At 66.1% G+C, this 21,672-nt stretch carries 23 protein-coding genes and 1 other RNA gene; 6 read left to right on the top strand and 18 right to left on the bottom strand.

The window, feature by feature from the left end; translation table 11 throughout:
* Window positions 1-29: 29 nt before the first annotated feature.
* Window positions 30-1,196, bottom strand: coding sequence for an aldo/keto reductase (locus F623_RS0109070; RefSeq protein WP_018868514.1), 1,167 nt, complete (start codon window positions 1,194-1,196; stop codon window positions 30-32).
* A gap of 225 nt (window positions 1,197-1,421) precedes the next feature.
* Between F623_RS0109070 and ssrS the strand changes: the two genes are divergently transcribed.
* The 4 genes from ssrS (at window position 1,422) to F623_RS0109055 (ending at window position 3,446) form a co-directional block, all read left to right on the top strand.
* Window positions 1,422-1,607, top strand: a non-coding RNA gene (gene ssrS / locus F623_RS13230) — 6S RNA.
* Between the two features lie 24 nt (window positions 1,608-1,631).
* On the top strand, window positions 1,632-2,267 hold the full coding sequence (locus F623_RS0109065; protein ID WP_018868515.1) for a 5-formyltetrahydrofolate cyclo-ligase: 636 nt from the start codon (window positions 1,632-1,634) through the stop codon (window positions 2,265-2,267).
* Between the two features lie 32 nt (window positions 2,268-2,299).
* Entirely contained in the window at window positions 2,300-2,764 is a 465-nt protein-coding gene (locus F623_RS0109060; RefSeq protein WP_018868516.1) for an EVE domain-containing protein, read from the top strand.
* Between the two features lie 4 nt (window positions 2,765-2,768).
* Window positions 2,769-3,446 (top strand): glutathione S-transferase family protein, encoded by a 678-nt coding sequence (locus tag F623_RS0109055; RefSeq protein ID WP_026279379.1) that lies wholly within the window; start codon window positions 2,769-2,771, stop codon window positions 3,444-3,446.
* Between the two features lie 6 nt (window positions 3,447-3,452).
* Here the strand turns inward: F623_RS0109055 and F623_RS0109050 are convergent, their stop codons facing one another.
* From F623_RS0109050 to F623_RS0108990, 12 genes are all read right to left on the bottom strand, one after another.
* On the bottom strand, window positions 3,453-3,728 hold the full coding sequence (locus F623_RS0109050) for a cupin domain-containing protein (protein WP_018861744.1): 276 nt from the start codon (window positions 3,726-3,728) through the stop codon (window positions 3,453-3,455).
* A 66-nt stretch (window positions 3,729-3,794) separates the two neighbouring features.
* Complete coding sequence (locus F623_RS0109045; RefSeq protein WP_018861743.1) at window positions 3,795-4,463, bottom strand: DUF6064 family protein; 669 nt, start codon at window positions 4,461-4,463, stop codon at window positions 3,795-3,797.
* Window positions 4,464-4,504: 41 nt separating this feature from the next.
* Entirely contained in the window at window positions 4,505-5,398 is an 894-nt protein-coding gene (locus F623_RS0109040; protein ID WP_018868518.1) for an aldo/keto reductase, read from the bottom strand.
* A gap of 202 nt (window positions 5,399-5,600) precedes the next feature.
* The gene (locus F623_RS0109035) at window positions 5,601-6,071 is read right to left on the bottom strand and encodes a DsrE/DsrF/DrsH-like family protein (protein ID WP_018861741.1); all 471 of its coding nucleotides are present in this window, start codon (window positions 6,069-6,071) and stop codon (window positions 5,601-5,603) included.
* Window positions 6,072-6,431: 360 nt separating this feature from the next.
* Window positions 6,432-8,012 (bottom strand): dynamin family protein, encoded by a 1,581-nt coding sequence (locus F623_RS0109025; RefSeq protein WP_018861739.1) that lies wholly within the window; start codon window positions 8,010-8,012, stop codon window positions 6,432-6,434.
* A 187-nt stretch (window positions 8,013-8,199) separates the two neighbouring features.
* Window positions 8,200-8,895 (bottom strand): hypothetical protein, encoded by a 696-nt coding sequence (locus F623_RS0109020; protein ID WP_018861738.1) that lies wholly within the window; start codon window positions 8,893-8,895, stop codon window positions 8,200-8,202.
* Window positions 8,896-8,978: 83 nt separating this feature from the next.
* Window positions 8,979-9,116 (bottom strand): hypothetical protein, encoded by a 138-nt coding sequence (locus tag F623_RS13405; protein WP_155984196.1) that lies wholly within the window; start codon window positions 9,114-9,116, stop codon window positions 8,979-8,981.
* A 617-nt stretch (window positions 9,117-9,733) separates the two neighbouring features.
* Window positions 9,734-10,384, bottom strand: a complete 651-nt coding sequence (locus F623_RS13550; protein ID WP_231367701.1) for a hypothetical protein — start codon at window positions 10,382-10,384, stop codon at window positions 9,734-9,736.
* Between the two features lie 134 nt (window positions 10,385-10,518).
* Window positions 10,519-11,319 (bottom strand): hypothetical protein, encoded by an 801-nt coding sequence (locus F623_RS0109005; protein ID WP_018861735.1) that lies wholly within the window; start codon window positions 11,317-11,319, stop codon window positions 10,519-10,521.
* Window positions 11,320-11,620: 301 nt separating this feature from the next.
* Complete coding sequence (locus tag F623_RS0109000) at window positions 11,621-12,664, bottom strand: glycosyltransferase family 4 protein (RefSeq protein ID WP_018868520.1); 1,044 nt, start codon at window positions 12,662-12,664, stop codon at window positions 11,621-11,623.
* Window positions 12,665-12,667: 3 nt separating this feature from the next.
* Window positions 12,668-13,066 (bottom strand): 6-carboxytetrahydropterin synthase, encoded by a 399-nt coding sequence (locus tag F623_RS0108995; protein WP_018861733.1) that lies wholly within the window; start codon window positions 13,064-13,066, stop codon window positions 12,668-12,670.
* Window positions 13,067-13,097: 31 nt separating this feature from the next.
* Window positions 13,098-14,084, bottom strand: a complete 987-nt coding sequence (locus F623_RS0108990) for a zinc-binding alcohol dehydrogenase (protein WP_018861732.1) — start codon at window positions 14,082-14,084, stop codon at window positions 13,098-13,100.
* Between the two features lie 382 nt (window positions 14,085-14,466).
* On the opposite strand from F623_RS0108990, the gene F623_RS0108985 reads away from it, so the two are divergent.
* Both F623_RS0108985 and F623_RS0108980 read left to right on the top strand, forming a co-directional pair.
* On the top strand, window positions 14,467-15,243 hold the full coding sequence (locus F623_RS0108985; RefSeq protein ID WP_018868521.1) for a CDP-alcohol phosphatidyltransferase family protein: 777 nt from the start codon (window positions 14,467-14,469) through the stop codon (window positions 15,241-15,243).
* A complete protein-coding gene (locus F623_RS0108980) occupies window positions 15,240-15,854 on the top strand; it encodes a YceI family protein (protein WP_018868522.1) in 615 nt (204 codons plus the stop codon). Before F623_RS0108985 ends, F623_RS0108980 begins: the two co-directional genes overlap by 4 nt.
* A gap of 15 nt (window positions 15,855-15,869) precedes the next feature.
* On the opposite strand, the gene F623_RS0108975 is transcribed toward F623_RS0108980, so the two are convergent.
* From F623_RS0108975 to F623_RS0108955, 5 genes are all read right to left on the bottom strand, one after another.
* On the bottom strand, window positions 15,870-17,225 hold the full coding sequence (locus tag F623_RS0108975; RefSeq protein WP_018868523.1) for a YhjD/YihY/BrkB family envelope integrity protein: 1,356 nt from the start codon (window positions 17,223-17,225) through the stop codon (window positions 15,870-15,872).
* Between the two features lie 34 nt (window positions 17,226-17,259).
* Window positions 17,260-17,898, bottom strand: coding sequence for a YdbL family protein (locus tag F623_RS0108970; protein ID WP_018868524.1), 639 nt, complete (start codon window positions 17,896-17,898; stop codon window positions 17,260-17,262).
* Between the two features lie 385 nt (window positions 17,899-18,283).
* The gene (locus F623_RS0108965; protein ID WP_018868525.1) at window positions 18,284-20,320 is read right to left on the bottom strand and encodes a hypothetical protein; all 2,037 of its coding nucleotides are present in this window, start codon (window positions 20,318-20,320) and stop codon (window positions 18,284-18,286) included.
* 26 nt (window positions 20,321-20,346) lie between these two features.
* A complete protein-coding gene (locus F623_RS0108960; protein WP_018861726.1) occupies window positions 20,347-21,135 on the bottom strand; it encodes a YdcF family protein in 789 nt (262 codons plus the stop codon).
* A gap of 17 nt (window positions 21,136-21,152) precedes the next feature.
* On the bottom strand, window positions 21,153-21,635 hold the full coding sequence (locus F623_RS0108955; RefSeq protein ID WP_012982173.1) for a Crp/Fnr family transcriptional regulator: 483 nt from the start codon (window positions 21,633-21,635) through the stop codon (window positions 21,153-21,155).
* Window positions 21,636-21,672 lie beyond the last annotated feature (37 nt).

Raw genomic sequence — 21,672 nt, 5'->3', positions numbered from 1 at the left:
CCGGGGCCGGATGAGGCCGGCGCCCCGGTTTACTCCTCGGCTTTCTTGAACATCCCGAGGTAGGCCTTCTTCTCCAGCAGCGGTTCGCGCATCACCGCCAGCATGTCGTCCAGGTGCTCCGGCGTGCTCATGCCGACCAGGGATGTTCCCAGCCCCGGCGTGGAGCGGTTGAACTGCATTGCGCGCTGCGCCGGATTGGGCAGGTTCGCCAACTGCTGCTCGACCACTTCCACCGACTGCTGAGCGAGGTGTCCCTTCAGCATGGAATGGGAGGCGAACATGTACACCTCCAGCTGGTGCGCGGCCTGCAGCGGGCTGGCCACATTGCCCTGCCCGGTCGCGGTATTGAAGCGGGTAAAGCCTTCCAGCATCACCTGGTTGAACGGGAGCATCCCAATCTTGAAGTGGTGCCGGGCGTGGTCGTCGCCGGTCACGGTCTGGGCCGCCCGTTCGGCCAGACCCTGCATGGAGGTCAGCGACTGGAACACGGCGGCATCGGTCTCCTCGCGGAAACCCTCGAAGGTGGAGATCCCGTAGGCGCGGATCTTCTTCTCCCGCGCAGCGCGCTCCAGCACCTCGAAGACCGGTTCCAGCTTGCGGTTGGTCGCCTCCTTGCCGATCTGGTGAATATGCACCTCGGGCTGATCGATGATGAAGGCATCCAGCGTCTCGACCCCCATCAGCGAGCGCGACAGCTCCAGCTGGTAGTGGATGTATTCCGGCGTCAGCAGGTGCGCGCCCTTGGCCAGATCGTCCCGCGTGCCCATGCCCTGGGACTCGATCTCGCGCTGGAACCAGGCATCCATGTCCTCCGGCGGACCACCGCGCAGCGTCAGGAACCCGCCCTTGGAGATCAGGAACATCGCCTCACGCGGGACTCCGGCCTCCAGGGCCGTGCGCACCCCTGCCCCAACGGCCGCCAGCGAACGGCCGTAGCGGTAGTGGGCACCGGTGTCCACGACATTGATGCCCTCGGTCAGCCCGCGGGCGACGATCGCGGAGATCGCGGCATCCACCTCGGCTGTGGCGGCACCGCCAAAGGTGCCAATGCCCAGGCTGGACAGGCGCATCTTGGCGCGCGAGAACTCGCTGTAGTGCCCCTCGGCGGCCTTGCCCTCGGCGATGTAGTGCTCCGCATATCGGCGCGTCGCCTTGGCGTTGGCGTATCCGGGAATCAGTTTCTGCGGCGATTCCATAAAGCTCCTCTGCACAGTCCGGAGAGGGCCGGTACTCGTCGCATACCGCCCGCTCGCATCCATCCGGAAAACGCGAATCCTACGTCACCCGGGCCTGATTGCTAAAACCCATCCAAACCGGCGAGTCTCCCGCTCGGCGGGACTCCGCCCTGGGTGGGACCTGCAACCCTTCTGCGATCATGGTTGCGCACCCCCCCGGGGGATTGGTTCATAATGGTGGCGGACGCGTCGCTGCGGCGTGCGAAAGTGGCCTGGTGGTACCCTTGAGCCTTAATTCTTCACCACGGGACCGAGCACTTCCGTTTCGTTGCGCATGTCCGTCATCGAGCGGAAAGCCTTAAGATTCGGAGGCTTCTCCCACCTGAACCGTTGGTTCAAGGTCGATGGTCACTCCGGCGCCCGCGGGGCGCGTCCACCTCATTTTTTGCGGATCGTATGTCCAGGGACGAGACCTCCTTCACGCCTGACGAACTGCGCCAGCTGCGCCTGCGCCTGCGCCGCGAGCGCGCCGCCCTGTCGGACGAGCGGCTCGAGATCCATTCCGCCCTGATCTGCGATCACCTGCTACGATGGTTCCAGCGCTGGCAGCCGCATTGCATCGGCGCCTATCGCGGCCTGCGCGGCGAGGTGGACCTGACCCCGCTGACCGTGGCCCTGGCCCGACGCGGCACCCGCATTGCCCTGCCGGTGATGGATGCCAAGCGCCCCGGACGCATGCACTTTCACGCCTGGGGGCCGGACGCGCCGCTGTGCCACAACGGCTTCGGCATCGCCGAGCCCTGCCCCGATGCCCCGCGCATCTGGCGCCGCGAGATGCAGGTGGTACTGTTGCCGCTGGTCGCGTTCGACCACGCCGGCAACCGCATGGGGATGGGCGCGGGCTACTACGACCGCTACTTCGCCCGCCGCCGCTTCGGCATCCGCCGACCCAAGCTGATCGGCGTGGCCCATGCCCTGCAGGGGGTCGAGGCCCTTCCCAGCCAGCCATGGGACGTCCCGCTGGACGGCGTGGTCACCGAGGACGGCTGGCATGCGCTCCCCCGCCGCGCGCGGCACAATACGCACACCTGACCCACACGCCCGATCCGGCACGAGGAGCCCGCATGGCCTACTGGCTGATGAAATCCGAGCCCGACGAGTTCAGCATTGATGACCTGGAACGCGTGGGCGTGGAGCCCTGGGACGGCATCCGCAACTACCAGGTGCGCAACATGATGCGCGACGAGATGAAGAAGGGGGATCTGGCCTTCTTCTACCACTCCAACGCCAAGCCACCGGGCATTGTCGGCATCCTGCGCATCGAGAAGGAGGCCTATCCGGATTCCTGCGCCTTCGACCCCGAGGATCCGCACTACGATCCGAAGAGCGACCCGGACAATCCGCGCTGGCTGCGGGTGGACGTCGCCTTCGAGGAGAAGTTCGGCGACATCATCACCCTCGACTGGCTGAAGCAGCAGCCACAGATCGAGGACTGCCCGCTGGTGCGCCGCGGCAACCGCCTGTCGGTGATGCCGATCACCCAGGAGCAGTGGGACTTCATCCTGAGCCATGCCCAGCGCGGAAAGTAGCCGCGTGGCCACGCTCTACCACTTCCCGCACGACGCAAAAGCCGACCGCCTGCGCCTGGCCTGTGGCTACAAGGGTGTGGAGCTCGAAACCGTCGCGCTGGACTGGTTCGACGACGAGACCTTCTTCGAGCTGGGCGTGGCCCGCCAGTCGCCGATCCTGCAGATGGATGACGGCGCCTTGCTGACGGACACATTCGCCGCGCTGCGCGATATCGACCGCCTGTTCCCGACCGGCGAGCCCCTGTCGGAAGGCGTAATCCCCGAGGATGCCTGGCAGGCCCTGATGGACTGGCGCAGCAAGGTCGATGTGGTGCTCGATCGACTGTACGCCCCCTTGGCGCCGGGCTGCCACGGCATCGGCGAGAGTGCCGAGGCCCTGGCCGACTACAAGGCCCAGGTGCAGCACCGCTTCGGCCTGTCGCTGGAAGAACTCGCCAACGACCGCTACGACGGCTACAACCAGCTGGCGAAGCTGAGCCGTCTGCCGGATCTGGCGAAACACCTCGCCGCAAGTCGCTTCTATCTCGGCCATCCATCCATCGCCGACTGCGTGATCGCCGCCGACCTCTACCCCCTGCAAATGCACGACGGCATCAACCTGCCGGTCGACATGCTCTACTACCTGCGCCGTGTCGAGGAAACCTTCAACACGGCCCTGGACACCCAGTGGCTCGCCCGCTGAAGTCGTTCAGCCGAAGCGGTAGTGCTTGCGGATGTCGCGGTGGATCTCCCAGGTGCAGCCCATGCCCTCGGGAAAGGTCACCAGGTCGCCTTCGCCGACCGTCACCGGCTCGCCACCACCGTCCGGAGTGACCGTCACCTGGCCCTCCAGGATGTAGCAGACCTCGCGCTCGTCGTAGTGCCAGGGGAAGGTCGAAACCTCCTTCTCCCACACCGGCCAGTCGAATACGCCGAGACGTTCCAGATGCTCCTGCTCCGGCCGATGGATCACTTCAATGGACATCGCGTTCTCCTCTATCCGGGAAAATGGCAAGCCTAACGGGGCCGCGACCGAGCGCCAAAATGCCACCTATCCGCCGGAGCGAAACAGCCGCCTCTCACCCGGGTAAAACCAGCGACCCAGCAGCAAAACGAAGGCGATCACACCCAGGGCGGCCGGCAGATATTCGAGCCAGAGGCCCAGCTCCCAGGCGATATAGGCGGCGACCAGGGCCCAGAGGAAGGGGATGACCGCCAGGATCAGCGCCGGGCGCGGCTGAGCCAGCAGCAGGATACCCAGGGTAACCAGCATGGTGGGGCCGGGCACCACACCCACGTACTGCGCCTGTGCCCAGGGTGTCCCGAGTAGCAGGACCTCCAGCAGGGCATGGCCCACCGTCGCATAGGCGATCACCACGATCGCGAAAACGCCGGCCACACCGCCCGGCCAGCCAAAACCATGACGTCCCAGCAGGGTGAGGGCGAACAGAAGCATCAGGCCCTGTGCGACGAACACGCCCGCCAGACGAGTCGCCCAGAAGTGGAATTCCGCCAGCACGCCCCCGATGAACACGACCCCGATCCAGATCCACAGCACGCCGAGCAAAAGGCCCACGACACGCCCACCCCCCCGGCCGCCCACCAGGGCCATCGCCAGTGCGACGAACACCATCAGCGCCGCGACCCCATGCAACGGCCAGATGGCGCGATTGTATTGCCCGAAAATCGACAGCAGGGTTTCGGCGGCGAATGGCAGCATTCGGGCTCCCGGGAACGATAAAGGGTTTAGGAGAAATTTCTTTAGAGTGCTTCGACGTAGCCGATCATGCGCTGGCGCATGTCGTCATCCGGCATCGGGCCGTAGAGGGCTCCCATGTTCTCCCGCATGTGCTCCACGACCGAGGTGGCCGGGATCGCGCAGGTGATATCGGGGTGCGAGACGATGAACTTTAGCAGGAATTGCGGCCAGTTCTCGCAATCGATCTCCTCCGCCCAGTCCGGAAGTGGCTCGTTCTCGAAGCGGTTGATCAGCTCCTTGCGGCGGAACGGGCGGTTGGCGATCACGGCCACCCCACGCTCGCGGGCCAGCGGCAGCAGGCGGTCCTCTGCTTCGCGGTCGAGGATGTTGTAGGTCAGCTGCACGAAATCCAGGTCCTCGCGATCGAGGATACGTTCGAGTTGTTCGTGGCGGCGGCCGTGGGAGGTCGTGACCCCGATATAGCGGATCTCGCCTGCGTCGCGCTTCTCGCGCATCGTCTCCAGATGCGCCTCCCAGTTCTGCAGGTTGTGCACCTGCTGCACATCCAGAGTGTCCAGCCCCCACAGGTCCAGCGAGTTCGCATGCTGATTACGCCCGGTGCTGGTGCTGCCCGTCCAGATTTTGGTCGCCGAGATCAGGCCTTCCGGATATCCCAGTTCCTGCAGGCAGTGTCCCACCACCGCCTCAGCGCGCCCGTACATCGGCGAGGAGTCGATCATCCCGCCACCGTGTCGAAAGAACGCATCGACAATCTCGGTGCGCAGCGCGAGGGCATCCGGGTCATCCGCGACGTTGAAGGTGATCCAGGTGCCCATGCCGATCACCGGGAGCTCCTCGCCCGAGGAGGGAATCGCCTTCCTGTTCGGTTCGCGTTCCTCGCCGGCCGCACCCGAAAGCGGCCAGCCGGTACCGGCGGCGATGGCCGAGCCGGCCATCCACTGGAGGAAAGTACGGCGTGATCGCTGGTTGGGGCGTTTCGACATGGGTTGGCGACGCATGGAACCTAATCACGTGGTCCCCTCGAAACCACTGGAAGTTCCAGACCCACAGAATTTCGGCTCGCCACAACGAAAACGGCCCCGGGCAAATGCCTCGGGGCCGAGACAGGCGAACGCGTCGCCCGGGGCTTCCGCCGGACTAGATGAACAGGCAGATGTCCGACTCGCCGGCGAACTCGAAGAACGCGGCGGCGCCGGCATACTCAATGCCGTCAATGAACTCGCTGGTGTCCATGTCGAACAGGTCCACTGTCATCTGGCAGGCGATCATACGCACATCGGCCTCCTGGCAAAGTTCCCGCAAATCCTCGAGATCCGAGACGCCTTTCGCCTTCATCTTCTTTTTCATCATCGTCGTCATCATGCGTTGCATGCCGGGCAGACCCTGGAGCATGACCGGCATGGGCATGGGCATGGGCATCCCCGGGTTGCCCAACGACGTGACCTGCAGATCCATCTTCTTGCGCAGCAACTGCAGCCCGTAAAAGGTGAAGAACACTTCGACTTCATAGCCGAGCGCGGCCGCGGTCGAGGCCAGGATGAACGGGGGATAGCCCCAGTCCAGACTGCCCTTGGTCGCAATAATGGCCAACTTCTTGGTATCGCTCATTCACTCCTCCTTGGTGGTGGAGGATGGGTTCGCCACAGCCCCCTGCGCGTGACCCACCCCCTGTGGACCGAGGTCACCCCTTGCGACCTCGATACTTGGACAAAGCAACGGTAATTCGGACCTGCTATTTGGAAGCCAGGCGTGCCTTGCGCCAGTCCCGAATCAACGCGCAACCCGCGCAGATTCCGAGCGCTGCAAGACTGGCCCACACAGATATCGGGACCAGTATCATGGCCAGCGCAAAAAGCAACCAGGCAACAACCGTCATGGTGATACTCCGTCATGGCCCCCGCCCCCCGACGAGGAAACCATGTATCGCGGATCTTACAGGGAGACGCCTTTCAGCGCCTCCTGGCGCACTTAGGGACGCTCCGCGGTCGCGTCCCGGGACGTTTCGGTAGCCGGCGTGTGCTGCTCGGCGTTACCGGCCGACTCCGATACAGTATCCGATTGTGCGTGGCCTGCCGAGCGGTGCACATCGGCGGCCGAGGCACGGCCGCCCGTGCGGGACACGGGCCGGGCATCCACGAACTGGTTGTTCAGGCGCTGGATATATGCCTCGGCGCGGTCGCGCAACGCATGCAGGCGGCCAATTTTGCGCCGGCTCAGGCCCAGCGGGGCACGGCGCAACATCAAGCGCCACGGGCGCGTGTTCTTTTCAAACGCGGCCCGCCAGTTACCTGCCGCCGACTCCGTCGGCAACGTGCGGGCGACGCGACGGGCGACCCAGCGGCGGTTGAAAAAGTGGAGCCCGACCAGCACAAACACCAATGCAGCAGCACCGATCGACGTCCAGATCGGGTGATCCCCCATCGACGCCCAGGCCGAACCGTCCATCCAGGGCCCGAATCCGCCTGCCGTGTTGTAGCCAATCACGCCCAGGATCACGGCAATCACCGCGAACATGGCGGCATCGACCTGCATGACCCGGCGCCGCCACCGCTCAAGGGCCCGACGCAGGGCCGGTAGTGCATCCATTTCGATGGATTCGGCGATCGCCTGCAGGGATCCGAGGATGCGGTACGAGCGTGACGAGCTGATTTCCTGGATCTTCTCGTGGATCTCCGCGCGGTCGCGCTGCGACTTCTCCTCGTAGCGTTCGCGCACCTGCTCGTCGCCGATCTCGACCCCGGCGCTTTCGTTGAACATGCAGTAGAAACGCCCGGTGGCATTCCCCTGGCGCACGACCGCGCGCTGCCAGGCGGAGACGACTTCCTCAAGATTGTCCTCACGCCAGGTGGTATCGATCTGGTTAAGCACAAACACCAGCTTGTTGAAGTCGTTGCGCTCGGCAACCCGGTTGACCAGGTGTTCCAGCGTGTCGCGCATCGCGCCTGGCTCCGGGTGCCGGGCGTCGAAGAAAACGACTACCAGGTCGGACAGATCGATGATGTGGTCGGTCAACTGCAGGATCGTCGCGCGCTGCTCGTCGGCGTCGAACCCGGGCGAATCGATCAGGATTCGCCCACGCAGGCGCTCGGAGTTGGCCGTCTTCATCGCCAGAAAATGGTCCACCGTACGGCCACCACCATCGGTGATGCGCTCGATCTCGTCAGATACGCGGTAGAACGGGAAACGCGGATCGCCGTCCAGCGCCAGCCCCGGCAGCTCCTGCACCCGTTCGCTGCCGCCATAGCTGATGACCGTGAACTTGTCATCCACCGCCTGCGAGCCGCTGCGCTGCACAGTGGTGCCGACGTACTCGTTGATGAACGTCGACTTCCCCGACGAAAACGTCCCCAGTACCGCAATCATCGGCCACCAGGAGATGGTAAAGGCGTAGGAATCGTCCTGCGGATTCAGCAGCCCGGAGGCATAGCCGACCCGGTCGAGTTCGCGAAAGGGATCGACGACCCCCTTGAGGACCGGATTTTCTTCGGCGAGGCGATCGCTCAGCAGCTTGAGCTGCTTGCGGACGCGGCGACCAGGACGATTAAACATGCGGACTCCGTTGCGGCGGCGGCCGCCCGGCAGACACAGCTACTATGTGCCCGCCGAACGCCTCCGCGATGTGAGTTGGCTCCATTCATCATACCCACTGCGTCCACACCTGTGTGGCTCGCAGTCAGGACCTGGTCCCCACTCGGGGCCCAGAACGTCGGAACGACGTTTACGGGTTCAAGTTCTGCTAACGGTATCCATCCAGGTATGCCGAACCCTCTTCATGATGCCGCTCGTATACCGGAGTGAGGCGCTCGATCATGCGCTGCCGTTCGCGCTCGGGCAGCACCTCCAGTGCGCCCTCCCAGGCGTCCATCGCACCTTCGATATCGCGCATGGCAAACAGCGCGTTACCCAGTTCGCCATACAGATCCGCTCGCTGCACCGAATCCTTCGGCAGCGCCTCCAGACCCTCGCGCAGCACGCCCACCGCCGCGCGCGGACCCCCACGCCAGTAGGCATCACGCCCGGCCTGCAGAGCCGACTGGGCAAACTGCGCGACACGCTCGGCGTCCGCCTCGACCGCCGCATCACCTTCAAACGCAGGCTCGCGCTCGGCCGCCAGGTCCGGTGCCGGATCGACCTCCGCGTCTTCCTCAACGTATGGCTGATCATGCGCGGCCCCCGTCATGGGGTCAGGATCTCCCTCTTCCTTGAGGTCCCGGGCCGGCCCCGGACGGACATCGTCCTTCGCGACCTCATCCTCCGCATCGGTGTCGTCCGCCGGCACGGCATCGGCCTGCTCGGCCGCCTCGTCCTCGGGGACCGCTTCGGCGCTCGGGGCGAGGAAATCGCGCGCCGACCACGCGATGAACCAGAGCACGATCACGATCACGATGAAGTAGCGATTGATGAAACTGCGCGGCTTTTCTGCTTTATCCATGCGTCACCCGTCGGTTTGCCTTCCAGGTCAATCCTACATCCTCTGTAGCGGTCCGCGCACCGCGCGTTTCTTGCGCGAGGCGATCAGTCATTCATCTCCGGCGTAAGCTCGGTATCGTCATCGAAGGATGGCTCTTCGCCCATGCCACCCTCGGTAGGTGGCGGATCACCTGGACCATCTCCGCTTCGCTCACCCGGGGGCTCGGCATCGCGAGGTGGCATGTCCTGCCCTGCTGGCGGCTGGCCTTGCGGTGGTTGCCCCTGTGGGGGATCCCCGGCGGGGGGCTGACCTTGCGGGGGCTGACCTTGCGGGGGCTGACCTTGCGGCGGCTGACCTTGCGGCCCCTGTCCCGGTGGCGGGCCTTGTGGATCGCGGCCCCGCGGATCACGAGCACCCGGGGGCTCGCCTGGTTCGGCGTCGCGCTGTTGCGGGTCACGCTGCTGTGGCGGCTCGCCCTGCCCGGGCGGCGGGGCACCTCCCGGGGTACCACCCGGCGATGCCCCGCCCGGGGGACCTCCGGGTGCGCTACCCGGAGGGGGCCCACCCGCGGGGCCGCCCGGATCGCCACCCGGGGCCTGAACCTGGTCCAGGCCGTGTCCCCGCTCGCTCTCGAATGCGGGACGCTCACCCAGACCGGTGGGTCCGGAATAGGGCGCAAGGCCGGAGTTGTCACCGGGTGCGTATTGCGCGGAAACGGCAAAGGGGGCGGCCATCAGGGCACCAAAGACCCCGGCCTTTAGAAGACTGCGTGATTGGCTCATGACGAAACCTCCGTCGGAGCTGCCTGCATGAGTTCGGGGCCGGACGACTGCCCGACCCCCGTGGGTCGCGCCAGGATTCAGGATCCGTTGGCGTCGTCTTGCTGCTCTTGCATGGCCTCGCGGTGGCGACGCATTTCCTCGCGATAGACCTCGCGCGCGCGCTCCGCGGCCTGGCGGTGTGCCTCGCGCATTTTCTCGCGCTCAGCCTGGCGCTCGCGCATGTGCTCGCGCATCGCCTCCCGGTCCTCGGGATCGAAATCCGGGTCGAAGTCGCGCATGCGCTCCTTCCCCCCGGGGCCATACGGCATGCCGTACTGCATCGACCCGCCGTGATAAGGGCCATGATAAGGCCGCTGGCCATAACCGGGACCATACCCATGATCCCAGCCATGTCCGTAGCCATAACCGTGGCCCGGCCCATAACCGTGCCCGGGACCATAGGGGCCCGGCCCCATGGGCCGGCCGTACATCATGCCTCCATGGCCAGGGCCTCGAGCACCCTGCCCGTAGGGCCCGGGGATGCCTTCTCGATGCATCATGCCCGGACCGCCAGGATGTCCACCCTGACCGTGCATTCCCGGGTAGCCATAGGGACCAGGGATCATGGGTGCATACATCGCGCCCGGCTTGTCAGACGCTGGGTCTGCGTCCTGCGCCAGCGCTGGCCCCGCCAGCAGCAGACCGCCAAGGCACGCGGCACCCCAAAAAATGTGGCGTGGTCGCTTCATGTTTGGACTCCTTCTCCAGGCACCGCCAGATTCAAGCGCCATGCAGCATTCTGGCGAACTGCGCATTCTCCTAAACGCGTGTGACAACACAATTGCCGTAGTTACTCCCGCCAATTACGCTAGCGAAGCACTGATCAGTGTTTCCCCAATACCAGCATATCGCAGTGCCCAACACTCAGGTGCAACTGCCCGTCCGCGATATCCCGGCGACGCGAGCTGGCCCATTCCTGGTACATCGGACGTGCCTGCGGCTCCATCTCGGCGGCCGCCTCCGCCCAACCTCCGATCAGGGCAGCCGCAAGCACCGCCTGGTCCGCCCCCAGCTGCCAGTCACTCGTTTCGATCATCACCCGACAACCCTTGTCGGCAAATGCATGGGCACAGTAATCCGCGGCATCGGGCCCCAAGGCCGGGCCAAAACCCTTGTCCGTACGCTGATGGCAATTCACTGCGGTACGCACATGCTCATCGGCCGGATGCGGGTGGCTCCACTCGATGCGCCCGTCGTAGCTGAGCGCCAGTAGTACCGGGACTGGCCACTGGGTCAGCATCGTCACCAGACGGTCGAGCCAGTCTGCGGAGACCAGATCCAGCAATGCGGAGGCCGTCACCAGACTGGTATCGTGCGGAATCGGTGGCGGGCCTGCGGAAAAATCAGTCACCTGCCGGGCAATGGTGACGGCGCCGTCCGGCTCGGCGATCATCGCCAGCAGGTCGGCGTCGTGATCCATCAGCGTCCAGTGCTGGGGCCCAACCAGGCGCGGCGCCAGGTAGCGCAGGTTGGAACCGGCACCGCTGCCCAGGTCCACGATCTGCAGGGGCGTCGCGCACTCCGCAAGCGCGTCGTTCAAGGGGCCGAGCAGGGATTCCGGCCGGGCGGCATGATCCGCCGGTTCGCGCAGGGCCAGCCAGTCCCTGGAAAAGTACTCGGCCATCTCAGACCGCCTCCAGGGAAACATTGATCCATGTACACGCTCGCTGCTTCGTCGCTTTTGCGTGCGAACGAGGCGCGGTGACCGCCGTGCAGTCATTCTGCACAAGGGAACGGCAACGCCGCTCCCACGCCCGTTTTTGATAACAACGGGCGGCCGAGCCCCCTCGGGGTTGGCACCCCAGGTTCCCCGATCCTGCGTTGCGGCCCGAATCAGTCAACAACGGGCCGGTAGAACCACTACCGGCTGCGCACCGCGCCTTGTCTCGGAAAACCTGGGGTACCCACGCGAGCGTGTACATGGATCAGTGTTTCCCAAGCCACTGGGCCAGACGCCGGGTACCCTCTGCCCAGTCCGGTAGAGACTCGGCATGCGCGCGACCCGCGCGGCCCATACGTCGACGTTGTTCGGGGTCGTACAGCAGCCCCTCCAGTGCACGGCGCAAGGCCTCCACATTGCCGGGCGGCACCAGCAGGCCCGCCGGCTCCGGCACAGTCCGGGGAATGGCCCCACCGGTGGTCCCGATTACCGGGAGGCCGCGCATCATTGCCTCGGTGAAAGCCATGCCAAAGCCTTCGTAGGCGCTCGGCAGCACGAAGATCGAGGCCTGGTCATAAAGCCCTGCCAGGCCCTCGTGTGTCAGCACGCCGGGTGTCGAGATCCGCGCTTCCAAGCCCCCCTCGGCGATGGCGGCACGGACGGCGGCCGTGTAGTCCCGGTCGCGATCCATCGCACCGGCCAGCTCGGCACGCCAGGACCGATCGCGCAGACCGGACAGCGCACGCACCAGTTCGAGCTGTCCCTTGCGCGGCACCCAGGCGGCCACGCACAACAGCACCGGCACCCCATCCTTCGGGCCGAGGGCCAGTGACGCCGGTTCCACGCCGGGCGGGATGCTGCAAAGGCGCTCGGGCGGCACACCCCAGTCGGCCACCTGAGCCCGCGTGTAGTCACTGGTCACGACCACCCGTTCGGCGAGGGCCACGGCCGCACGCTCCGCCTCGAGGAGTTCCTGGGAGCGTGCAGGCGTCAACCCCGCCTCCAGGCCGAGGGGGTGATGCATCAAGTAGACAAGCCGCAGGCGCCCTGCGTGATGCCGCAAGGTGGCGGGATGCGCACCCGCGGCCAGTCCGTCGACCAGCACCCGCATGCCGTCGGGAAAGCCCGCCAGGGCCTCTTCGAGGGCCAGTTCCCCGCGCGCATCAGGCCCGGGGAACTGGCCTTCCAGCTCGCGCAGCTCGACCTGCCAGCCCTGCTCGCGCAGCCCGGCGATCATGTGTGCGTCGTAGCGGTACCCGCCGGTGGGCTGGTCCAGTGCTCCGGGGACCACGAAACCAAGCTCGGGCATATCTCAGGGAGCGCCCTCGTAGCTCGCCCAGGCCACATGGGACTCGTGCAGGGTCACCGCGACGGCGTCCAGTCCCCGGGCCGAATCGCCCAGATCACCCCTGCCGATGGCCTGCGCCACACGCTGGTGGATCGCGTGGGCCAGAAACTCGGTGGTCGTGTTCTGCCCGCGAAAGTCTTCGCGCTCATCGAGGTTCTGATAGTTGAGCTCGTTCAGGATGGCCCGCACGACCTCGCTTGCCCGGCCGATATCCACCACCAGACCATCGGCATCCAGCGCCGCACGACGGAAGGTCACGTCCACCACATACGTGGCACCGTGCAGGTTCTGCGCCGGGCCGAACGTCTCGCCGGAAAAGCTGTGAGCGATCATGAAGTGGTCACGGACATTCAGGCTGTACATACGTTTTCCTTGCGTGATGGTGCGGGAGGGATCAGTAGCGAATGCGGTGGCACAGCGTACGGTCCGCCTCCGGCCCTGTCACCCGCTGCATCACGGCCGGGAGATCGGCAAATGCGTCCTCGCCGGTAATCAGGCCGTCCAGGGCCGGGGTGTCGAGCAGCGCGAGTGCGAGCGCCAGCCGCCGCCGGTAATCCCAGCGCGGCGCCCGCTCGGGCGGGATGCGTCCGACCTGCGAGCTGCGCAGGATCAGGCGGCGTGCGTGGAAGCCCTCCCCCAGCGGCAGATCCGCCATCCGATCACCGTACCAGCTCATCTCCACCACCCGTGCCTCGACGCCCGCCAGGCTCAGCGCCTGGCGCAGGCCAGCCGGGTTGCCGCTCGCATGCACCACCAGATCCAGGTCCTGCAGGGAGGCTTTCTGCGCGGCCTGCTCCGGAGTCAGGAGGGTCAGGTCGAGGGCGGCGCAGATCTCTTCGCGCGCGGGGTTGGGGTCGATCACGGCGACCTCGGTTCCGGGAATGCTTCGCAACAACCAGGCGGCGAGCAGACCCACCACGCCCGCGCCGATCACGGCGATGTGATCCCCGGGACCGGCGGCACTGTCCCAGACCGCGTTGATCGCGGTCTCCATGTTGGCCGCCAGCACCGCACGCTCGGCGGGGACACCCTTCGGCACCGGCACCACGGCCTGGGCCGCCACCACATACTCCGACTGGTGCGGGTGCAGGCAGAACACCGTCTGCCCCGCCCCGGGGCCTTCGACGACGTCGCCCACACTGATGTAGCCGTACTTGACCGGTGCCGGGAAGTCGCCCGCCTGAAAGGGTGCGCGCATCGCGGGGTACTGGCTGGGGGGGACGCGACCATGAAACACCAGCGACTCGGTCCCGCGGCTGATCGCGGAATAGCGGCTGCGCACCCGCACCTCGTCGGCATGGGGCGCCTCAAGGGACTCGTCACGTAACTCGCCCTGGCCGGGTCCGGTGACCCAGAAGGCGGTGGCACGGGGGACGCTCATGGAGCGGTTCGATCATCGTCCGGCATGGGGCCAGTGTGGTCGATGGTCGTGATTCCCGGCAACTCGCGGGCGTTTCCACGGTCCTAAAGGAAACACTGATCCATGTACACGCTCGCGCTCGAGTCGCTTTTGCGTGCGAACAAGGCGCGGTGACTGCCGTGCAGTCATTCTGCACAAGGGAGCCGCAACGCCGTGCGCGCGCAAAAGCGGCCGAGCCCCTTCGGGGTTGGCACCCCAGGTTCCCCGATCCTGCGTTGCGCCGCTTGCGGGTAGAACCACTACCCGCCGCACGACGCGCCTTGTCTCGGAAAACCTGGGGTGCCAACGCGAGCGTGTACATGGATCAGTGTTTCCTTACCACTGTGAGGACTACACTCGAACCATGGACTCCACGCTGACCCCCAACCGCTGGCCGGAACGTGCGCGCACGGGGCTGCGCACCTGGACGCGGGACTGGGCACTGGCCGGCACGGCCGGACTGGCGCTCTCCGCACTGCTGGGCTGGCAGATCGGTGCCGTGGCCGCCCTGCTGGTCGCACACGCAGGGATCTGGATTCTGCTGGGGCTGATGCTGGTTGTGAACACTCCACAGGCCGGCCTGACCGATGCGCACCGCGGACCCGGCCCAGCCAACCGTGTAACGCTGGCCCGCGCTGCTATCGCCACGCCCCTGGGGGCGCTCGTCCTGGCCCCGGTCGCGGTCCCCGACACGACTGTCATGTTGTGGATCCTGGCCCTGGCCGGAACGGCCCTGATCCTGGACGGCGTGGACGGTGCCGTCGCCCGCCGCACCGGCAGCCGCACGGCCTTTGGCGCGCGCTTCGACATGGAACTGGACGCGGCCATCATCCTCGCCCTCTCGATCCTGGTCTGGTGGATGACGGCGGTCGGGCCCTGGGTGGTGCTGATCGGCGCCATGCGCTACGTGTTCCTGGGTGCACAGCGCATCTGGCCCTGGCTGGCCGCGGACCTGCCCCCGAGCCGTCGGCGCCAGGCCATCTGTGTCATGCAGAGCGTTGTCCTCCTGATCGCCCTGATCCCAAGCCTGCCTGCGGGCGCGACAATCGCGATCACGCTGATCGGGCTCGCAGCCCTGACCGGTTCGTTCGCCACCGACATCCACTGGTTACATCGCCACCGCCCCGGAGGTTCGACATGATCAACGCCCGTGCCCTACGTTCGCTGCTCCTGGCCGGCCTGCTGGCCCTGGTCCTTCCCTTTTCTGCCCTTGCCCAGGCCGATCGCTGGGAGATCGATCCGGAACACTTCGCCGTCGGCTTTCTGGTTGACCATGCCGGCTACGCCAAAGTCCTGGGCATGTTTCTGGAAGCCGAAGGCGAATTCACCTTTGACCCGCAGACGCGGGAGCTGCGCGAAGGATATTTCGTCGTGCAGACCGACAGCGTATTCAGCAACCACGAGGAGCGCGACGACCACCTGCGCAGCGACGACTTCCTGAACGTCGAGGAATACCCGGAGATGCGCTTCACCGCGACCCAGTACGAGCCTACCGGTGATGACACCGGACGCCTGACCGGCGACCTGGAGCTGCTGGGTGAGACCCGGTCGGTCACCCTGGACGTGACGATCAACAAGGTGGGGCGCTATCCGTTTCCGCTCGGCGGGGTGTTCGGCCGACCCTACGTGCTGGGCGCCTCGATGCGCGGCAGCTTCGACCGCTCGGACTTCGGCATGACCTATGGCCTGACCCGCGACCTCGTGGGGGACGAGGTCGAACTGATCATCGAGTTCGAGGCCCAGCGCCAGTAAGCCCGGCGCAGGGCATCAAGTGGCCGCCACGGCCCCCTCGCTTTTCAACAGGTCGCGCAGCGTACGCCCGTCCAGACGGTCACGGCGCGCGGCCTCCAGTTCCTCCAGCGTGGCTTCGACTGCCGGGTCGCCCTGCAAACGGCGCAGGGCACGGGCATCCGCATCCTGGCGCAGGGCTTCCAGGATCTCGTCCACCCGAATCCGCTCCAGATCACGCCCCGGCACATAACATGTGCCATCGGTGCCGGCACGCACCAGCAGCCCCGCTGACTCGAGCGCCTGCGCGACCTCGCCCAAGGCATTGCCCGGCACTGACAGATCATGCGCCACATGATCCAGTGTCGGCGGCGAGCGGCCATCGAGGAAACGCTGACCCACCTGCTGCATCAAGTGCAGGCCCATGCGCTCGCGCGCCGCGCCGGACAGGCGCAGGCGCAGCCCGCGCACCGTCATGTACTCGGGATGCTGCACGTAGAAGGCCACATTGGCCCCGATCAGCAGGATCAGCCAGGCCAGATAGATCCAGATCAGCAGCAGGATCATGATCGCGAAGCCTGAATAGATCGCGTCATAGCGCGTGGACCCGGCCACCATGGTCGCGAACCCCCAGCCCACGCTCTGCCACAGCAACCCGGCCACAACGGCCCCGACCAGGGCCGGGAACAACCGTACCCTAGTGTTTGGCACGAACACGTAGATGAAGGTGAACGCGGCCATAATCAGCAAGTACGGCACCATCCGCGAGGCGCCGGTGATCAGCGTGCCGAACGGCTCGATCCCGGCCACGGTCTGCATGGCGGTGGTGGACATCACTGTCGCGGTAATCCCCAGTGCGGACACCACCAGCAAGGGCCCGATCAGGATCACCGAAAGATAGTTGGAAAACCGCTGGGCAAAGTTACGACTGTTCTCGACCCGCCAGATGGTGTTGAACGCCAGCTCGATCTTCTGCACCAGCGCGATCACCGTATAGACAAGGAACAGCAGACCGACAAAACCCAGGACGCCGACGCGCATGTTGTCGACGAACTCGATGACGTTGTTCGCAATCTCGACCCCCTGCTCCCCCAACGGCTCCAGAAAGCCGAGGACGACCGGCTCTACGGCGTTGTGTGCACCGAAGGCCTTGAGCACCGAGAACGACAGTGCAATCAGCGGCACCATTGAGAGCAGCGTGGTGTAGACCAGACTCATCGCGCGCAGCGTGAGCTGGCCTTCCTTGGCCTCGTGCACGATCGCGCCCGCACCCCGCACGATGCCAAGCAGCAGGGCCTTCCAGCGTGGCAGCCGCGTCAGGTCGGTATCCTGCACGAGCGATACCAACCGCTGGCGCTGGGCCTCGATGCGCTCGGCCAGCGTCAGCGCCGGCACCCGTCACTCCCTGTAGCCGTCAACCTCATGCGGGCTATTTTTGCTGCCACCGGCCCTTGCGATCCTGGTACCAGTAGCCGGAAGGTGCCTCTTCCACCCAGACCCGTGCGAAGGTCTCGCGAATCCGGTCCTCCCAGTCCGGGCGGTCGTTCGCCCGCGCGATCTCGCGGTAGAGCGAGTCGCGATCCGAGTTTTCCTCGCTCACCAGCCGCTGTACGGTGCTGCGGTCACGCAGCGGGACCTCGGACAGATCACGGATCACCACATCGGCATTACGCCCGAAGCCGATTGCCCCGCTGCGGAAATGGGGCGAAAGCTCCGGGGCCCGCTCACGCATGGAAGCGCGGATACGGTTGATCGCCGGGGTTTGGATCTGCAGGTCGGGACTCTGCGCGGCAGCCGGGCTCACGACCCGGTCCAGCACCCACGCCAGCACCGGGACCGGGAGACTGGCATTCGCCTGCGTATTGCGCGGCATCAGCATCGCACCGGGCTCCGCTTCGGATGGCCCCTCCGATTCCGGTGTGCCTTCTTCCACTTGCAATGCGTCGCGCACGATCGCACGTGCCGCCTCTTCGGCCGCGGCCGTCGGGAAATAGATATTGATGGTCACACAGCCCGCCATCAGGGCGAACACCAGTGCCAGTCCCGGAATACTCCACAAAGCCTTCATGCCGTACGTCCCTTTTCGAGGCGGTCAATCCCGCATGTTCATCAATCTACACCATCATCCTGAACGGCAACCAAACACCGAGCACCTTAAGGAGACGCTGATTTAATCGCACGTCCGCGTTGGTGCCCCCTGTTTTCCGAGACAAGGCGCGTCGTGCAGCGGGTAGTGGTTCTACCCGCAAGCGGCGCAACGCAGGATCGGGGAACAGGGGGCACCAACCCCACAAGCTATTGAAAGCAGGGGCTCGGCCGCTTTTGCGCGGGAACGGCGTTGCGGCTCCTTTGTGCAGAATGACTGCACGGCAGTCACCGCGCCTTGTTCCCACGCAAAAGCGACTCGAGCGCGGACGCGCGATTAAATCAGCGTCTCCTTAAAGAAACAATGATTAATGCACGACCGGCCCATCACCCGCCTGGATAGTCGCGAGGCGGCCGATCAGCTCGGGCCAGTCAATTCGGCGGTTGTAGCCGATGACCTGGATCTGCGGGATACCCCCGCCCTGCACCAGCACAAACCCGCCATCAGGCCGATCGGCCACACCCGATGCGGTGCAGACCTCGCCACGCAGCTCGCAGCGAAATCCGAGACGGCGGTAGCTGAAGTTCTCGAACACCCGCAGGAAGATCGAGGACGCCGCGGCCTGGAAGCCACCGCCCAGCTCGGTAATGTCTTCCACCGCACGCTGGCTGATCCTCCGGCGCCCCCGATCGCGCTCCGGCGTCATCAACTCCAGATCCATGTGCACCGGCGACCAGTCCACCATCACCAGGTCGCGCACGTGCCCGGAAATGCGACCCTGCACGCGTCCAAAGTCGAACGCCTGTGTCAGCGGATCCAGGTCCAGCCGCTGGATCTCGGCCGAAAGGCCCAGTTCCGGGGCATAACCCAGCAGGTCATGGATGTATACGTCGCGCAGCACAACCTCGCCGTTGAACACCTGGACCAGCAAACGCCCATCCACGTTCAAGTCCCCCCGCTCGTAGCGCACTCGGGGAATCATTCCAGCCAGCTGTCCGGAGAACCGCGGCCATCCCAGCACCTCGGTCAGCGGCTCCAGACTGATCGCGCGAATACCCCCCTCGAAGCGCACATCCGGCCCCGTGTCCGTTTGTCGCAACTCGAAAGCCCCGACGCGCAGCCCGCCATCGAAAATGGGGATCTCGGTTGCGGCGAGCAGCTCCAGGCCGGCCGGCAGGGTACGGATCTGCGCCTCGAACGCATCGAACGGCAGCCCGTACAGGTGCGCAGCATCCAGCGCAAAGGTGCCGGGACTGCCCGCCTCGGCGGCCGACCAGTCAAGTGCCCCGCGCGCACCGGCCAGGCCGAAACGCCCCCGCCGATCGCTGGCATCCAGTTCCGACCATTCCAGATCCGCGCGGCGCGGCTGCGAGCCCGCCAGTTCCACATGCCCTGCGATCTGTCCCCCTGTGGCGAGATTCCCCAGCACGGTTCCGGCCAGCCAAGGTGCCAGCAGGGAGTCGTAGACGGGCGCGAGTGCATGGACCTGCCCATGAAAGAGGCCATCCAGCCCCGTCTCCGGGTCAAAGGCCACCGCCTCGCCTCGCGCCTCCAGGGCTTTGCCGTAGCGAAGATTCAGCGCGTCCATGCGTAATGCCAGGGCCTCGGGGTCTCCCTCCACTCCCCTCAGGGAGATCTCCACCGGGCCCTCCTCATCCAGATCCACGAACCACGGATCGATGTAGACGACGCCCCCGTCCAGCGCGAGATCCAGATCCCACCGCGTACCGTCGCCGGACAACTGCGCCTGGCCGCGCAATTCCTCGCCGGCCTGCAGGCCCAGCGGATCGCTGAACGCAACATCTTCCAGCGCCAGACGCGCCGTGGCCCAACCGTCCGGGCGCAACCGCAGGTCCAGGTCGGCCTGACCACCTTCCATGGCCACCGGCAACTCGACGGGCAAACGGTCGAATGCGGCCAGCGCCTGGAGATCGATCCCCTGCAGCCGGGCGTCGATATCCCAGCCGCGCTCGGGGGCGAAATCCGCGCGCAGGCTTCCGCGCCCACCGAACCACCCGGGCCAGTCCCCGGACAGCCGCAGATGGCCGCTGTCGCGGCCCCAGGCGAGCGACAGGCGATGCCCGTCCAGGCGCAGGTCGCCGGAGCGCCCCCACAGGCGCGCATCATCGCAGGCCACTTCGCGCCGGGTCAGGCGCAGATCGGCACACTCCACCCGCGCGGCCGTCAGCGTGCCCACCGGGTCCGGCAACTCGATACGCTCGGCGCGCAAATCGAGGCTCAGCCGACCGTCGCGCCAGCCAACGCGGGAACTCAGCCCCTCGGCACTCAGGGCCTCGTGCATCAGCGATTCGATATTCAGATCGGCCCCGAAGGACACATCGGGCTCGGCCACCACCGGGAACGGCATCGCCACGATGCCGCCCGCGCAAAGCCCCGCCAGCATCCAGCACACCGGACGGGGCACGGGCCTCAGTCTCCCGAACTGCCGCGCTGACGTTCGCGCAGGGGCAACACCGCCCGCGCCAGCCACTCGCGCAGGGCAAAGCGCGAGGTCTCGATGGCCTCGGCCGTGGGCAGAAAGTCGCGCAGGCTGCGCGGGTCACCGGTGCTACCACGAAAGCCGGCAGGCGCTGGATAGGCGTCGAATCCGGCGCGTTCGAAACACTTCAGGGCCCGCGGCAGATGCATCGCCTGGGTCACCACGAGCACGGCCTCCACGCCCTGCCCCTGCAGGCGCTGGCGCGTATGCGTGGCGTTCTCGCAGGTGTTGCGCGAGGTATTCTCCAGCCAGCGCACCGAGACGCCGAGATCCTGTTGCAGGGTCGCGGCCATCAGTTCCGCCTCCGAACGCCGCCCGGACAGCGCTCTCGGCGCCCCACCCGAAACCACAATGGGCAGGTTGGTCGCACGGTGCAGTCGCGCGCCCTCGCGCACACGCTCGTGGGTGCGGGGGTTCAGGGCATCATGTCCGGCGTCCTCCGCACGGCCCACCCAGCGACCACCGCCCAGGATCACGATCGCATCCGCCCGCCCGGTCGCCAGTACGCTGTCACGAACCTCGCGTTCCAGCGTATCAGCCAGGGGTTGCGCCACGACCTGCAGGCTGGGCAGCACCAGCGCCAGTAGCCCAAGCGCCAGGAGCGGCCGACCACCACGCCAGTCAGCCCGCCACAACAGCACACCCAGTACCGTCAGGGCGATGCCCAGCCCTGGCGGCAACAGCAGGTGTTCCGCGATGGTTTGCAGGGACGCGAGCATGGGCGGTCCCCTGGGATTTACTTCTTGCCCGGGGAATAGAGGTAGTGGGCATAGGTCGCCACATCCTCGGAGACCCGGCGGATCAGGTGATCCAGGCTGATGATCGCGAACTCCAGCAGGTTCACCGCGATATACGGGTTCTCCACCCGCAGGCGGTCGTACATCGAGCGCGACAGGCGCAGCAGCCGTGTCTTGTCGCTCAGTGCACGCATGCGCACGCCGCGCGGCACGCGGTCAAAGAACGACATCGAACCGGCCAGCTCGCCGGTCTGCATGCGGCCCACCTCGATCTCCTGGCTGCCGTCGTCGTGATACAGCGCGGCCGTCCCGCTCACCACGAAGAACAGCGACTCGCCCACCTCGCCGATATCCGCGATCACCTGCTTGTGGTGGGTCTCCACCACCTCCAGGTATTCGAGCAGGACTTCGACCTCCGCAGGCGTCAGGGACGCGGAGATCGGGTGCTTGGAGAGGAATTCGGTCAGCAGTTCCTTGGACATGAGGGGGCTTCCTTCTGACGGGTCCGCAGTAGAAGTG

The sequence above is a fragment of the Thioalkalivibrio sp. ALD1 genome (assembly GCF_000381245.1).
In the GTDB taxonomy this organism is placed as follows: Bacteria; Pseudomonadota; Gammaproteobacteria; order Ectothiorhodospirales; family Ectothiorhodospiraceae; genus Thioalkalivibrio.
Note: the sequence above shows the minus strand (reverse complement) of the source record. Positions and strands in the feature narration are given on the sequence as shown.

Excerpts from the sequence above, each read along its gene's own strand:
- F623_RS0109070 (WP_018868514.1), bottom strand. The coding sequence starts at position 1,196 with ATGGAATCGCCGCAGAAACTGATTCCCGGATACGCCAACGCCAAGGCG.
- F623_RS0109065 (WP_018868515.1), top strand. The coding sequence starts at position 1,632 with ATGTCCAGGGACGAGACCTCCTTCACGCCTGACGAACTGCGCCAGCTG.
- F623_RS0109060 (WP_018868516.1), top strand. The coding sequence starts at position 2,300 with ATGGCCTACTGGCTGATGAAATCCGAGCCCGACGAGTTCAGCATTGAT.
- F623_RS0109050 (WP_018861744.1), bottom strand. The coding sequence starts at position 3,728 with ATGTCCATTGAAGTGATCCATCGGCCGGAGCAGGAGCATCTGGAACGT.
- F623_RS0109045 (WP_018861743.1), bottom strand. The coding sequence starts at position 4,463 with ATGCTGCCATTCGCCGCCGAAACCCTGCTGTCGATTTTCGGGCAATAC.
- F623_RS0109040 (WP_018868518.1), bottom strand. The coding sequence starts at position 5,398 with ATGGCCGGCTCGGCCATCGCCGCCGGTACCGGCTGGCCGCTTTCGGGT.
- F623_RS0109035 (WP_018861741.1), bottom strand. The coding sequence starts at position 6,071 with ATGAGCGATACCAAGAAGTTGGCCATTATTGCGACCAAGGGCAGTCTG.
- F623_RS0109025 (WP_018861739.1), bottom strand. The coding sequence starts at position 8,012 with ATGTTTAATCGTCCTGGTCGCCGCGTCCGCAAGCAGCTCAAGCTGCTG.
- F623_RS0109020 (WP_018861738.1), bottom strand. The coding sequence starts at position 8,895 with ATGGATAAAGCAGAAAAGCCGCGCAGTTTCATCAATCGCTACTTCATC.
- F623_RS13405 (WP_155984196.1), bottom strand. The coding sequence starts at position 9,116 with ATGCCACCTCGCGATGCCGAGCCCCCGGGTGAGCGAAGCGGAGATGGT.
- F623_RS13550 (WP_231367701.1), bottom strand. The coding sequence starts at position 10,384 with ATGAAGCGACCACGCCACATTTTTTGGGGTGCCGCGTGCCTTGGCGGT.
- F623_RS0109005 (WP_018861735.1), bottom strand. The coding sequence starts at position 11,319 with ATGGCCGAGTACTTTTCCAGGGACTGGCTGGCCCTGCGCGAACCGGCG.
- F623_RS0109000 (WP_018868520.1), bottom strand. The coding sequence starts at position 12,664 with ATGCCCGAGCTTGGTTTCGTGGTCCCCGGAGCACTGGACCAGCCCACC.
- F623_RS0108995 (WP_018861733.1), bottom strand. The coding sequence starts at position 13,066 with ATGTACAGCCTGAATGTCCGTGACCACTTCATGATCGCTCACAGCTTT.
- F623_RS0108990 (WP_018861732.1), bottom strand. The coding sequence starts at position 14,084 with ATGAGCGTCCCCCGTGCCACCGCCTTCTGGGTCACCGGACCCGGCCAG.
- F623_RS0108985 (WP_018868521.1), top strand. The coding sequence starts at position 14,467 with ATGGACTCCACGCTGACCCCCAACCGCTGGCCGGAACGTGCGCGCACG.
- F623_RS0108980 (WP_018868522.1), top strand. The coding sequence starts at position 15,240 with ATGATCAACGCCCGTGCCCTACGTTCGCTGCTCCTGGCCGGCCTGCTG.
- F623_RS0108970 (WP_018868524.1), bottom strand. The coding sequence starts at position 17,898 with ATGAAGGCTTTGTGGAGTATTCCGGGACTGGCACTGGTGTTCGCCCTG.
- F623_RS0108965 (WP_018868525.1), bottom strand. The coding sequence starts at position 20,320 with ATGCTGGCGGGGCTTTGCGCGGGCGGCATCGTGGCGATGCCGTTCCCG.
- F623_RS0108960 (WP_018861726.1), bottom strand. The coding sequence starts at position 21,135 with ATGCTCGCGTCCCTGCAAACCATCGCGGAACACCTGCTGTTGCCGCCA.
- F623_RS0108955 (WP_012982173.1), bottom strand. The coding sequence starts at position 21,635 with ATGTCCAAGGAACTGCTGACCGAATTCCTCTCCAAGCACCCGATCTCC.